The organism is Bradyrhizobium sp. HKCCYLRH3061 (assembly GCF_051168015.1).
GTDB lineage: Bacteria > Pseudomonadota > Alphaproteobacteria > Rhizobiales > Xanthobacteraceae > Bradyrhizobium.
In genome coordinates this window covers 66,369-79,601 of record NZ_JBNPUE010000027.1, presented here as the reverse complement: position 1 = coordinate 79,601, position 13,233 = coordinate 66,369, and the positions used below count along the sequence as shown (strand labels likewise).

Annotated in this window: 8 protein-coding genes; 4 read left to right on the top strand and 4 right to left on the bottom strand. The window is 63.7% G+C overall.

Annotation, left to right across the window (positions count from 1 at the left end; translation table 11 throughout):
• The first annotated feature begins 507 nt into the window (after positions 1 to 507).
• The 3 genes from ACQR2C_RS30805 to ACQR2C_RS30795 all read left to right on the top strand — a co-directional run bounded on the left by ACQR2C_RS30805 (position 508) and on the right by ACQR2C_RS30795 (position 5,312).
• Entirely contained in the window at positions 508 to 2,307 is a 1,800-nt protein-coding gene (locus tag ACQR2C_RS30805) for an FAD-dependent oxidoreductase (RefSeq protein WP_434882809.1), read from the top strand.
• Positions 2,277 to 4,127 (top strand): 2-oxoacid:acceptor oxidoreductase subunit alpha, encoded by a 1,851-nt coding sequence (locus tag ACQR2C_RS30800; protein ID WP_434882808.1) that lies wholly within the window; start codon positions 2,277 to 2,279, stop codon positions 4,125 to 4,127. The genes ACQR2C_RS30805 and ACQR2C_RS30800 overlap by 31 nt, the downstream gene beginning before the upstream one ends.
• Positions 4,128 to 4,256: 129 nt before the next feature.
• Positions 4,257 to 5,312 (top strand): 2-oxoacid:ferredoxin oxidoreductase subunit beta, encoded by a 1,056-nt coding sequence (locus ACQR2C_RS30795; RefSeq protein ID WP_434882807.1) that lies wholly within the window; start codon positions 4,257 to 4,259, stop codon positions 5,310 to 5,312.
• A 206-nt stretch (positions 5,313 to 5,518) separates the two neighbouring features.
• Here ACQR2C_RS30795 and ACQR2C_RS30790 read toward each other — a convergent pair whose 3' ends face one another.
• Positions 5,519 to 6,784 carry a TMEM143 family protein gene (locus ACQR2C_RS30790; RefSeq protein WP_434882806.1) on the bottom strand — a complete coding sequence of 422 codons (1,266 nt, stop codon included), beginning with the start codon at positions 6,782 to 6,784 and terminating at the stop codon, positions 5,519 to 5,521.
• Between the two features lie 277 nt (positions 6,785 to 7,061).
• Between ACQR2C_RS30790 and ACQR2C_RS30785 the strand changes: the two genes are divergently transcribed.
• On the top strand, positions 7,062 to 7,472 hold the full coding sequence (locus ACQR2C_RS30785) for a VOC family protein (protein ID WP_316217688.1): 411 nt from the start codon (positions 7,062 to 7,064) through the stop codon (positions 7,470 to 7,472).
• 29 nt (positions 7,473 to 7,501) lie between these two features.
• On the opposite strand, the gene ACQR2C_RS30780 is transcribed toward ACQR2C_RS30785, so the two are convergent.
• The 3 genes from ACQR2C_RS30780 to ACQR2C_RS30770 all read right to left on the bottom strand — a co-directional run bounded on the left by ACQR2C_RS30780 (position 7,502) and on the right by ACQR2C_RS30770 (position 12,482).
• A complete protein-coding gene (locus ACQR2C_RS30780) occupies positions 7,502 to 9,040 on the bottom strand; it encodes a SpoVR family protein (protein ID WP_315805439.1) in 1,539 nt (512 codons plus the stop codon).
• On the bottom strand, positions 9,037 to 10,314 hold the full coding sequence (locus ACQR2C_RS30775) for a YeaH/YhbH family protein (RefSeq protein WP_316217655.1): 1,278 nt from the start codon (positions 10,312 to 10,314) through the stop codon (positions 9,037 to 9,039). Before ACQR2C_RS30775 ends, ACQR2C_RS30780 begins: the two co-directional genes overlap by 4 nt.
• A gap of 224 nt (positions 10,315 to 10,538) precedes the next feature.
• Entirely contained in the window at positions 10,539 to 12,482 is a 1,944-nt protein-coding gene (locus tag ACQR2C_RS30770; protein WP_315805437.1) for a PrkA family serine protein kinase, read from the bottom strand.
• Positions 12,483 to 13,233 lie beyond the last annotated feature (751 nt).

Sequence of the window (13,233 nt, the reverse complement as noted above, 5' to 3'; positions counted from 1 at the left end):
TCTCGGAATACTGTATTCTGATGCGGCATGGCGGGACCTTCCTGGTGTGTCTCGAACATTTGGCGATGCTCAAGACCACAGAAGAATCCACGCCATGCACCATGTCCAGTCTGTCTGAACCGGACAGCCGTGGGTCAAGCCCGGGCATGACGACCGAGTGCGGAGCAACTCGCGTGTCCGTTCATTCGTCCTGTAAAGGCCACCATCGTCACCAGTCCGTCATCGTTTGTCGCACCACCTCCCGCATCGCAGCACGCGGCGGCATCGCGTCTGCAATGCGGCAGCGCACACTGTGCATGAGGGGCAGCGTTGCAAATTTGCCTTTGTGTGCGCCTTGGAATGGCTCTAGTCTGATAAGACTATTCAATTGAGCCATTCAAAAAGCAGAAGGGCGACGAACAGGACCTGCTCCGGACCCACATCGATCCCCAGCCGATCCTGAACAAACAGTCGTCCTCACGCCAGGAAGGCCGCGCGCTCATGGTTCGCCGCGCGGACAGGGTATGAATGAGAGCGACTGATATCTCGGCCCCCGACTACTTTCACAAAGTGGTCGATTGCCAATGGGCTTGTCCCGCACACACTCCGGTCCCTGAATACATCCGCCTGATCGCTGAGGGTCGCTACAGCGACGCCTACATGATCAATTGGAAATCGAATGTATTCCCGGGCATTCTCGGACGCACTTGCGATCGCCCCTGCGAGCCCGCCTGCCGACGCGGGCGTGTCGAGGAAAGCCCGGTCGCGATCTGCCGCCTGAAGCGCGTTGCGGCCGATTTCAAGGACGACGTGCACCAGCGCATGCCGCGCCCGGCCCCGAAGAACGGCCGGCGCATCGCGCTGGTGGGCGGCGGCCCGGCCTCGCTGACCGTCGCACGCGACCTCGCGCCGCTCGGCTATCACTGCACCGTGTTCGACGCCGATCCCAAGCCCGGCGGCATGATGCGCTCGCAGATTCCAAAGTTCCGTCTGCCCGACAGCGTCATCGACGAGGAGACGGGCTACGTGCTCAGCCTCGGCGTCGACTACAAGGCCGGCCATCGCGTCGACAGCCTTAAGACGCTGCTGGCCGAGAACTACGATGCCATCTTCATCGGCTCCGGCGCGCCGCGCGGCCGCGAGCTGAACATCCCCGGCCGCAAGGAAGCCGCCGCGAACATCCATCTCGGCATCGACTGGCTGTCCAGCGTGTCGTTCGGCCATACCGACAAGATCGGCAGGCGCGTGATCGTGCTCGGCGGCGGCAACACCGCGATGGACTGCTGCCGCACCGCCCGCCGCCTCGGCGGCGAGGACGTCAAGGTCATCGTGCGCTCCGGCTTCGAGGAGATGAAGGCGTCTCCCTGGGAGAAGGAGGACGCGCTGCACGAGGACATTCCGATCCTCAATTACCTCGTGCCGGTCGCGTTCACTCACGACAATGGCAGACTGACCGGCGTCACCTTCCAGAAGGTGAAGGCCGAGTATGACGCCGACGGCCGGCGCTCTCTGGTGCCCTCCGGCGAGCCCGACGTCACCTATGAGTGCGACGACGTGCTGGTCGCCGTCGGCCAGGAGAACGCGTTCCCCTGGATCGAGGCCGATTGCGGCGTGGCGTTCGACAAATGGCACATGCCAAAGGTCGACCCGGCCACCTTCGTCTCGACCAACCCGAAAGTGTTCTTCGGCGGCGATGCCGCGTTCGGCCCGAAGAACATCATCTGGGCGGTCGCGCAGGGCCACGAGGCGGCGCTGTCGATCCACCGCCTGCTCTCCGGCGAGGACATCACCGAGCGGCCGCTGCCCGAGGTGCACGTCTCCTCGCAGAAGATGGGCATCCACGAATGGAGCTATGACAACGACGTCTCGCCGGAGAAGCGCTTCAAGGTGCCGCACCGCGACAAGGTGGTCGCGCTGAAGGACATCCGCGCCGAGGTCGAGCTCGGCTACGACGTCAAGCTCGCGCTCGGCGAGGCGCATCGCTGCCTGAACTGCGACGTGCAGACGGTTTTCTCCGACACGCTGTGCATCGAATGCGACGCCTGCGCCGACATCTGCCCGATGGACTGCATCACCTTCACCGACAATGGCGAGGAGGCCGATCTGCGCGCGCGGCTGAAGGCGCCGTCTGTTCATCCCGACCAGAGCCTCTACGTGTCGTCGGATCTGAAGACCGGGCGCGTGATGGTGAAGGACGAGGACGTCTGCCTCCATTGCGGCCTGTGCGCCGAGCGCTGTCCCACCGGTGCGTGGGACATGCAGAAATATTTCATCGAGACGACCCACGCAGGTAACGCATGTCCCAGCAAGCGCCGCTCAGCAGCGTAAACGACTTCGTCGTCCGCTTCGCCAACGTCAACGGCTCCGGCTCGGCCAGCGCCAACGAATTGTTCGCGCGCGCCGTGCTTCGTCACGGCGTGCCGGTCAGCCCCCGCAACATCTTCCCGTCGAACATCCAGGGCCTGCCGACCTGGTACGAGGTGCGCGTCACCGAAGCGGGCCATCTCGGCGCGCGAGGCGGCGGCACCGACCTGATGGTCGCGATGAATCCGCAGACCTGGGACAAGGACGTCGCCGGCATCGTGCCCGGTGGCTACCTGTTCTACGATTCGACGAAGCCGATGCCGTCGACCAAGTTCCGCGACGACATCACCGTGATCGGCGTGCCACTGACGGCGATCACCAACTCGACCTACTCGGATCCGCGCCAGCGCCAGCTCTTCAAGAACATCATCTATCTCGGCGCGCTCTCCGCCCTCCTCGACATGGACCCGAAGCTGATCGAGCAACTGATCGGCGAGCAGTACAAGGGCAAGGAGAAGCTGCTCTCCTCCAACGTCCATGCGCTGCATCTCGGGCGCGATTGGGCGCTGCAGAATTTGAAATGCCCGATCGGCCTGCGCATCAGGAAGGCCGACAAGGTCGGCGACCGCATCTTCATCGAGGGCAACAACGCCGCCGCGCTCGGCGCCGTCTATGGCGGCGCGACTGTCTGCGCCTGGTACCCGATCACGCCGTCGTCGTCGCTGGCCGAGGCGTTCAGCAACCACTGCAAGAAACTGCGGCACGATCCGGAAACCGGGCAGGCCAAATACGCGATCGTGCAGGCCGAGGACGAGCTCGCCTCGATCGGCATGGTGGTGGGCGCCTCCTGGAACGGCGCCCGCGCCTTCACCACGACATCGGGCCCCGGCGTGTCGCTGATGACCGAGTTCATCGGCCTGTCCTACTTCGCCGAGATTCCGGCCGTGATCATGAACGTGCAGCGCGCCGGCCCTTCCACGGGCATGCCGACCCGCACCCAGCAGTGCGACCTGATCGCCTGCGGATACGCCTCGCATGGCGATACCAAGCACGTGATGCTGTTCCCCGAGGATCCGGCGGAGGCCTTCGAATTCGCGGCGGCGGCGTTCGATCTTGCCGAACGGCTGCAGACCACGATTTTCCTGATGCTCGACCTCGACATCGGCATGAACCAGCGGCTGTGCCGGCCGCTGAAGTGGGACGATGCCAAGCAGTATGACCGCGGCAAGGTGATGACGGCCGAGATGCTCGACGAAGGCCGCGACTTCGGCCGCTATCTCGACGTCGACGGCGACGGCATTCCGTTCCGCACCTACCCCGGCACGCATCCGACGGAGGGCTCCTACTTCACCCGCGGCACGTCACGTGACCGCTACGCGCGCTATTCCGAGGAAGGCGCCGTCTATGCCGACAACGTGCAGCGCCTGCTGCGCAAGTTCCAGACCGCGGAGGACATGGTGCCGCGGCCGCTGCAGGCCAACGCGGCCAAGCCGACCAAATACGGCGTGATCTATTTCGGCTCGACCGCGCCGGCGATGGACGAGGCGATCGAATTGCTGGAGGCGCGCGGCCACCAGCTCGACCGGCTGCGCATCCGCGCCTTCCCGTTCCATTCGAGCGTGGCGAGCTTCATCGCCGAGCACGACTTCGTCTACGTGGTCGAGCAGAACCGCGACGCCCAGCTGCGCCAGTTGATCGTCACCGAGAACGGCATCGATCCGGTCCGTCTGGTGCCGATCCTGCACTATGACGGCACCCCGATCACCGCGCGCTTCATCGCGGATGCGATCGGGACCCATCAGGACCAGATCAAGGTCACCCCGCTGCGCAAGGCCGTATCATGACCCTGCCCCGCCTCTCTCCTCCGTCATGCCCGGGCTTGACCCGGGCATCCATCTCCTTCCTTTTCTCGGCCCGATGTGGATGGCCGGGTCAAGCCCGGCCATGACGGCCGTGGGCGGCATGGTGCTCTCATGACCTACATCGCAAAGCCGAAATTCCAGCATCCCGGCATCAAGAAGAACGCGCTCGGCTACAGCCATCGCGACTACGAGGGCAAGATCTCGACCCTGTGCGCCGGCTGCGGTCACGATTCGATCACGGCCTCGATCATCGAAGCCTGCTTCGATCTGTCGATCGAGCCCCATCGGGTGGCAAAAATCTCGGGCATCGGCTGCTCGTCGAAGACGCCGGACTATTTCCTCGGCAATTCGCACGGCTTCAACACCGTGCATGGCCGCATGCCGTCGGTGCTGACCGGCGCCAACCTCGCCAACCGCGAGCTGATCTATCTCGGCGTCTCCGGCGACGGCGATTCCGCCTCGATCGGCTTCGGTCAGTTCGCCCACGCGATCCGGCGCGGCGTCAACATGACCTATATCGTCGAGAACAACGGCGTCTACGGCCTGACCAAGGGTCAGTTCTCGGCGACCGCCGACCGCGGCTCGAAGTCCAAGAAGGGCGTCACCAACACCGACAACCCGATCGACCTCGTCGGCATCGCGCTGCAGCTCGGGGCGACCTATGTCGCGCGCTCGTTCTCCGGCGACAAGAAGCAGCTGGTGCCGATCATCGCCGGCGCCATCCAGCACAAGGGCGCGGCCTTCATCGACGTGATCAGCCCGTGCATCGCCTTCAACAATCACGCCGGCTCGACCAAGAGCTTCGACTATGTCCGCGAGCACAATGACGCCGTGAACCGGCTGGACGTGCTGACCGGGCGCGATCCGATCGAGATCGACCAGGATCCGGGCACGGTGCAGATCGTCGAACAGCACGACGGCTCGCGGCTGGCGCTGCGCAAGATCGACGCCGACTACGACCCGCACGACCGGCTCGGCGCCATGACCTTCCTGCAGAAGCATGCCGCGCAAGGCCAGATCGTGACCGGGTTGCTCTATGTCGACCCCGAGGCCGACGACCTGCACAGCCACCTCAATACGGTGGAGCGGCCGCTGAACCGGCTGGAGGCGGCTGATCTGTGCCCGGGGCAGAGCGTGCTCGACAAGATCAATGCGAGCCTGCGCTAGGCTGATCGCTACGTCGACAGCTTGCCGTAGCCGTCCCTCGAGACGCCCGCCTCCGGCGGCTCCTCAGGACGAGGTCTGAATGTGCGGCACCTCTCCTTCAAGGCGCCTCGCCGTCACTCCTGATGGTGAGGAGCGCCGCGCCACCGGTCTCGCGCCATCGTCAACAGCCGGCCTGGCGGCGCGTCTCGAACCATGAGGCCTCGATCTCATGACCGCAGCGCATTCGCCCACACCCGTTCGAGCTGCACAATCGCATCGGGCAACGGCAGCGCCGACAGCGCATCATCACCGCCGCTGACCAGGCCGAACTCGCGCAACCTGATCAGCGCCTCATCGATATTGAACGCCCGACCCAGCCCGAACATCTGCTGCAGCAACTCCTCGACATGGCTGCCCAATGCAGCCCGCGAGAGCGGCACCGACGCCAGCAGCAGGCCGCCATAGGCCAGCACCGCCTCCTTCCAGTCCTGGTCCTCAGCCTCGCCGATCAGGTAGTTGAAGATGCCGGAATTGTTGTTGACGTTGCGGAAGTAGATGTTGTCGGTGACCTGCTTCTGATGGATCAGCGACTGGCGGTGGAAATTGCCCCATTGCCGCAGGATGAAGGCACCGAGCGCGAACAGGCCCGACAGCGCCGCCAGCGCCTGCTCGGTATCGTTGTCGTGCACGGTGCCGCTGAGGCCGAGATAGAAGCCGGCGACGATGAACAGCACGGTGAGCGTCGAGGCCAGCTTGAGCAGAATCGGCACGCCGCCGACCAGCGCCGGCACGCCCAGCGTCAGTTGCTCGCGCAGCCCCATGACGACACGGACGTTCGGCAGCAGCGCCTCGAGATCGAAGCGCGCGATGTGACGGAAATATTTGAACAGCACCGCCCCGCCGCGGATCTTGTTGCGGCCGCGCCAGGCTGCGGTCTTACGCTTCGTCCGGGTCGGCTCGTCGGGCCTGGTCGCGACCATCAGGATGATGTCGTCATAGACCTCGATCTCATGCTTGCGCCGGCGCAGCCCATACAACATGGGGACCTCGATCGTCTCCTGATGCTGGCCGCGCCGGAACATGCGGACGGCGCGGTAGTCCGAGATCGACGCCTTCAGCTTGACCCTGACAAGCGCATGCTCGGCAAACGCGCGCTCGATCTCGGCATGGCTGATCTCGATGAAATTGGCCTCGCCGAGCACCTGCACGACTTCGTCGGCGAGGCTGCGATAGGCCGCGTCGAGCTCCTCGGGCGATCGATGGCGCCCGACCGGCACTTCGGGATCGAAGTCGAAATAGGCGTCGCGCAGGCGATCGAGCTCGTCGAAATACTCGTGATGCAGGATGGCACCGAGCATCTGGGCGAGCCGGCGCAGGTCGGCCGATTGCGTGTCGTCCAGTCCACCGTGCGAAATCACGGCGTCGAGGACCTCGGACTTGCGTATCGGAATGAACCGGTCCCGCCGGCTCGTCGTCTCCCCTGGTCCAACCACGCGTGTCACGCCCGATTTGCCACGTTCTCAACAGCCGATCCCGCTGCTGCTGCCGGGCGGCTCCCCCGTAACATAGCGAGCTCAGCCGACTTGCGCTACTCGCCGGGGACCGGATTGCGCGCGCTCCTCAGTGACGCAAGACGATGCCCGTATGCATAACGCCAAGTCGGCGGCGGTTGCTGTTCTCGCGCTCGTCAAGCCCGGCCATGACGAAGCGAGGTTTGGACACGCACATCATCTTCATGGTCTAGAGTGGGCTGACAGGAGGGAGAACCCGATGACCGGCACCCCGGAGATCAAGTCCGCCTTCAACGCCATTCGCGCCATCGACTATACGATCATCCTCGTCCGTGATTGGACGGCGATGCGCGGCTTCTATGAGAACGTGCTGGGCTTCCCGATCACGCGCGAGCTGTCGCAGGGCTGGATCGAATACCGGATCGGCGCCAATACATTGGCGCTGGCGCAACCGAAGCGGCTCGCATCGGACCAGCTGACGCCCCGAGGCGCCGCCTCGCTGCAGCTCGCGTTCAAGGTGGGCCGTAACGATGTCGACCGCTGCGCGGCAGAATTGACCAGCAAGGGCGTCGCTCTCATGGAGCCGCCGACGGACCAGCCCTTCGGGCACCGGACCCTGTTCTTCAGGGACCCGGACGGCAATCTGCTCGAAGTGTACGCGGAGATCTAACAGCTGATATCTAAGGCTTGGCGGCCGCGCTAGGCGGCCGCCGGTTGTATCCGGGGATTGAGCACGTACTCCTTCAGCACCTTGTCGGTGGCGGCATCGACTTCGACCAGCGACACGTCGTAGCTCCAGAGATCGGCGAGATGCTGCAGCACGCGCTTGGTGTCGGTCTCGTTGAGCTGGGCGCCCTTGACCACCGTATGCCGCAGCATCAGGCGGCGATCGCCGGCGAGATCGACATCGACCACCTCGATGTTGGGGTCGATGTAGCCGACGTCGTACTGCTTGGACAGCTCGCGGCGGATGCGGCGATAGCCGCGCTCGTCATGGATGGCATCGACAAGAATGCCGGCGCGCTCGGCCGGATCGTCATGCAGGTGGAACAGTCTGAGCTGCCGGATCAGGTTGGGGCTGAGGAACTGGCTGATGAAGCTCTCGTCGCGATAGTTCGCCCAGACGTCACGCAGCACCGCCATTTCGTCGCCGGTGCCGGCGATGTCCGGAAACCATTCGCGATCCTCGTCGGTCGGATCCTTCACGATGCGCTCGATGTCCTGCATCATCGCAAAGCCAAGGGCATAGGGGTTGAAGCCGGAGTAGCGCGGATCGTCGAACTCCGGCTGGAACACGACATTGGTGTGCGACTGCAGGAACTCCAGGAAATTGCCGTCGGTGAGTCGTCCTTCCTGGTGCAGACGGTTCATGATGCGATAATGCACGTAGGTCGCCGTGCCCTCGTTCATGACCTTGGTCTGGCCCTGCGGATAGAAATACTGCGCGATGTGGCGGACGATGCGCAGCAGCTCGCGCTGCCAGGGCGCCAGCCGCGGCGCGGTCTTCTCCAGGAAATAAAGCAGGTTCTCCTGCGGCAGGCCGAGCAGCGCGCGGCGCCGCTCGACGTTCAGCATCGCATTGGTCTTGACCGGGCCGGTCGGCACCGTGCGCCAGAGATCGTTGAACTGGCCCTCCTCATAGAGCCTGCGCTTGCCGGCGCGCTTCTCCTCCTCGCGGAAGTCGAGCTTCTTCTTGCCGGGATAGCGGTCGACGCCATGCGACATCAGCGCGTGGGCGGCATCGAGCGTATGCTCGACCGCGAGCCGGCCATAACGTTCCTCGCATTGCGCGATGTAGCCGCGGGCGAAGTCGAGATAGTCGAGGATGCCGTCGGCATCGGTCCACTGCTTGAACAGGTAGTTGTTCTTGAAGAAGTGATTGTGACCGAACGCGGCATGCGCGATCACCAGGGTCTGCATCGTCGCCGTGTTCTCCTCCATCAGATAGGAGATGCAGGGCGAGGAGTTGATCACGATCTCATAGGCGAGGCCCATCAGCCCTTTGCGGTACGAGGCCTCGTGATAGGCGAAGTGCTTGCCGAACGACCAGTGCTTGTAGAACAGGGGCATGCCGACCGAGGAATAGGCGTCGAGCATCTGCTCGGCCGTGATCACCTCGATCTGGTTGGGATAGGTGTCGAGCCCGAGCTCCTTGTGCGCCACCCTCTCGCAGGTATCGTGAATGCGCTGCAAGGTGAGGAAATTCCAGTCGGCGCCCTCGAACAGCAGTCCGCTCATGACGCCGCCCTCTCCTGCGTGGTGCCGCGACGCTGAAACAGGTCGTGGAACACCGGGAAGATCTCGCTCCGGTCGCGCACCTTGCGCATCGACAGCGGCTCGCCATTGGCGCGCAGCCGCTCATACAGCGACCACAGCGCGGAGTCCGGCATCTCGAACGAATAGGTGCCGGACTCGCCGACCTCGAGATAGGCGAAGAACTGCGACACCGGCAGGATGTTGTCGGCCAGGAGCCGCGCGACATTCTCGGAATCCGAGGTGGCGTTGTCGCCGTCGGAGGCCTGCGCCGCGTAGATGTTCCAGTCCGAGGGCCGGAAGCGCGAGCGGACGATGTCGTGCATGCATTGCAGCGCGCTCGACACCAGGGTGCCGCCGGATGCCGGTCCGTAGAAGAAGGTCTGCTCGTCGACCTCCTCGGCACGATCGGTATGGCGGATGAACACGATCTCGACATGGCGGTAGCGCCGGGTCAGGAACACGTAGAGCAGCATGTAGAACCGCTTGGCGAGGTCCTTCATGTGCTCCGACATCGAGCCGGACACGTCCATCAGGCAGAACATCACGGCCTGCGCGATCGGCTTCGGCACCGCTTCGAAGCGGCGGTAGCGGATGTCGATCGGATCGATGAAGGGGATGCGCTTGGCCTTCGCCTTCAGCGCTTCGAGCTCGGCCAGCAGCGCGGCGCGCTTGTCGTCGTCGGTCTCCTGCTCCAGCTGGGCTTCGAGCTCGGCAATCGCCTCCGGCCGCGGCCGGCGGAGCGCGACGCGGCGGGCCAAGGCGCGGGTGACGGTGCGGCTGATCGAGATATTGGCTGGCGAACCCGACGTCGAATAGCCCGCGCGCACCAACCCTTCGCTCTCGGCCTCGGCGAATTTGCGCTTGGCGAGATCGGGCAGCTCGAGATCGTCGAGGAACAGGTTGACGAACTCCTCCTTGCTCAGCACGAAGCGGAAGGCGTCCTCGCTGTCGCCCTGCCCCGGCGCCGACTTGCGGCCGCTGCCGTCGCCGGAGCGCGGCAGGATATCGCCCTCGACGAACTTCTTGTTGCCGGGCAGCACCATGTCGCGGGTGCCGCCCTCGCGGCGGAAGCGCGGCTCGTCCATGCCATCGAGCGGGATGGAGACCTCACCACCCTCGAGCACGTCCTTGATGTCGCGGTCCTGCGACGTCTTCTTCACGGCTCCTTGAACCAACGCCTTGGCTCGGCGCAAAAATCGCTGACGGTTTTCGAGACTTTTGCCGCCCGGATTCAGGCGCCGATCAATGATGTGCATGACCACGTTTCCATACGCCTCCTGCTGCAGCGGTTTCGACTCCTGCTCTCCCCCGCCGCGATGCCGCGGTGCAGTATCAGACCCGATACCGGACCCGCATCATTCGCTGCCCGACGCGTCCCATCAAAGTTCAGCGTCGAACGTTCCGCTCGCCTCGTCGTCCCGGCGCCAATATCCGCCGATGGCCTGCAGCACATGCAGTGAACATCGGCGCCGGACCGCGATCAACCTGCCTGCTTCACCCGCATGTACCACTCGACCAGCCGGCGGACCTGCCGCTCGGTGTAGCCGCGTTCGACCATGCGCGCGACGAAGTCGTCGTGCTTCTTCTCGGTCTCGCCGTCCTTCTTGGTACCGAACGAGATCACCGGAAGCAGATCCTCGACCTGCGAGAATATCCTCTTTTCGATGACCTCGCGGATCTTTTCGTAGGAGGTCCAGGACGGATTTTTTCCGCCGTTCTGGGCCCGGGAGCGCAGCGAGAACTTGACAACCTCGTTGCGGAAGTCCTTCGGGTTGGCGATCCCGGCCGGCTTCTCGATCTTGGTCAGCTCCTGGTTCAACAGCTCGCGATTGAGCAGCTGTCCCGTATCGGGATCCTTGAAGTCCTGATCCTCGATCCAGGCGTCGGCGTAGTCGACGTAGCGGTCGAACAGGTTCTGGCCGTAATCGGAGTAGGATTCCAGATACGCCTTCTGGATCTCGTGGCCGATGAACTCGGCGTAGCGCGGCGCGAGGTCCGCCTTGATGAATTCGAGGTAGCGCTTCTCGACCTCCTCCGGCAGCTGCTCGCGCTTGATCGACTGCTCCAGCACATACATCAAGTGCACGGCATCGGCGGACACTTCCGCCGTGTCGTGATTGTAGGTCGCGGCCAGGACCTTGAAGGCAAAGCGGGTGGAAATGCCGTCCATGCCCTCGTCGACGCCGGCGGCGTCGCGATATTCCTGCACGCTGCGCGCCTTCGGATCGGACTCCTTCAGGCTCTCGCCGTCATAGACCCGCATCTTGGCGTACAAGGTCGAGTTCTCGTGCTTGCGCAGGCGCGACATCACCGAGAAGCGGGCCAGGGTGTCCAGGGTCGCCGGCGCGCAGGGCGCGGTGGCGAGCTCGGAGCCCTGGATCAGCTTCTCGTAGATCTTGCGCTCCTCGGTGACGCGCAGGCAGTACGGCACCTTGATGACGCAGATGCGGTCGATGAAGGCCTCGTTGTTCTTGTTGGTCTTGAAGCTCTGCCACTCCGCCTCGTTGGAATGGGCGAGGATCACGCCATTATAGGGGATCGCGCCGATGTTCTCGGTGCCGATATAGTTGCCCTCCTGCGTCGCCGTCAGCAGCGGATGCAGCATCTTGATCGGCGCCTTGAACATCTCGACGAATTCGAGGATGCCCTGGTTGGCGCGGTTGAGGCCGCCCGAATAGGAGTAGGCGTCGGGATCGTTCTGGGCGTAGGTTTCGAGCTTGCGGATGTCGACCTTGCCGACCAGCGAGGAGATGTCCTGGTTGTTCTCGTCGCCCGGTTCGGTCTTGGCGATCGCGATCTGCCGCAGCCGCGACGGCTGGATCTTGGCGACGCGGAACTGCGAGATGTCGCCGCCGAAGGCTTCGAGTCGCTTGTAGCACCACGGGCTCATCAAACCGGATAGACGGCGGCGCGGAATGCCGTATTTCTCCTCGAGCATCGGGCCCAGCGTGTCGGGATCGAACAGGCCGAGCGGCGATTCGAAGACCGGGCTCAGCTCATCACCGGCCTTGAGCACGTAGATCGGATGAGCTTCCATCAACTGCTTCAGCCGTTCGGCGAGCGACGACTTGCCGCCGCCGACCGGTCCGAGCAGATAGAGGATCTGCTTGCGCTCTTCGAGACCTTGCGCGGCGTGGCGGAAGAAGCCGACGATGCGCTCGATCGTGTCTTCCATGCCATAGAAGCCGGCGAACGCGGGATACAGCCGAACCGTCCGGTTCAAAAAAATACGGCCAAGGCGTGGGTCCTTGGCCGTGTCGATCATCTGAGGCTCACCGATCGCAGCTAGTAGTCGTTCAGCGGCGTTCGCGTATCGCATCGGGTCGGTTCGACACGATTCTAGATATTCCTGCATCGACATGTCGGTCTGGCTGCGTGCCTCGAACGACCTTGCGAACGCGTTGAACAACGAATCGTTGTACATGATCCCTCTCCACGTAGGTTCCGCCGCACTGCTGCAACGGGCCGAGATCTAAGTACGTTCCTGCTGATCCCGAACCGACTCAGAGTGAAGCGCGCTAGCCCCCATTGGGCACCGTCTTCGTCCTTTTCCGCAACGCAAAGTGCATGCAGCATATGCCCTATCAACATGCACTTCGCTCAATAGTTCGGCAAAAGCCGGCCGACTCTCCCCATTTGTACCTCATTGTCTCTGCTTCGCAACATCCGCAATACCCCGGCACCGTAGTCTTCCTGCGCCGCACAAGGTGTTGTGAAGCCACGTGAACTGGTGGCGTGACAGCTCCGCAATCAGTCTCCCTTCCGGAAGTGAACCGCGAGTGAACGCCAATCGTCGCGCATCTGCGCCAGGCAGCGAATGTGTCATTCGTGGCGCGACGTGATGCGCGCCAGCCACGGCTGGTCAAACAGACACAGCCAAGCTGCAAGCGCATCGGCCGGCGCTCATACGATGTCATCATGACCCGGCGAGCGATGAACGCGCGCATCTCACAGCGCCATCCGCACACATGTTCACCGCTAGAACCGAATGTCGTGACGCAACGCACCGCCGAAGCCGGACGGATCACTCGATGCTGATCATTGCCATGATCAGGGTGCGGCTCGCCACCGAATGTCTGCAAGCAGAAAGCATCATGGGTTATCCGCCAATCACGAGGCGCAGCCGAGGCGACAATCGCAACACGCTCGCCTTGATCTGTGACGTGAGGCACCAT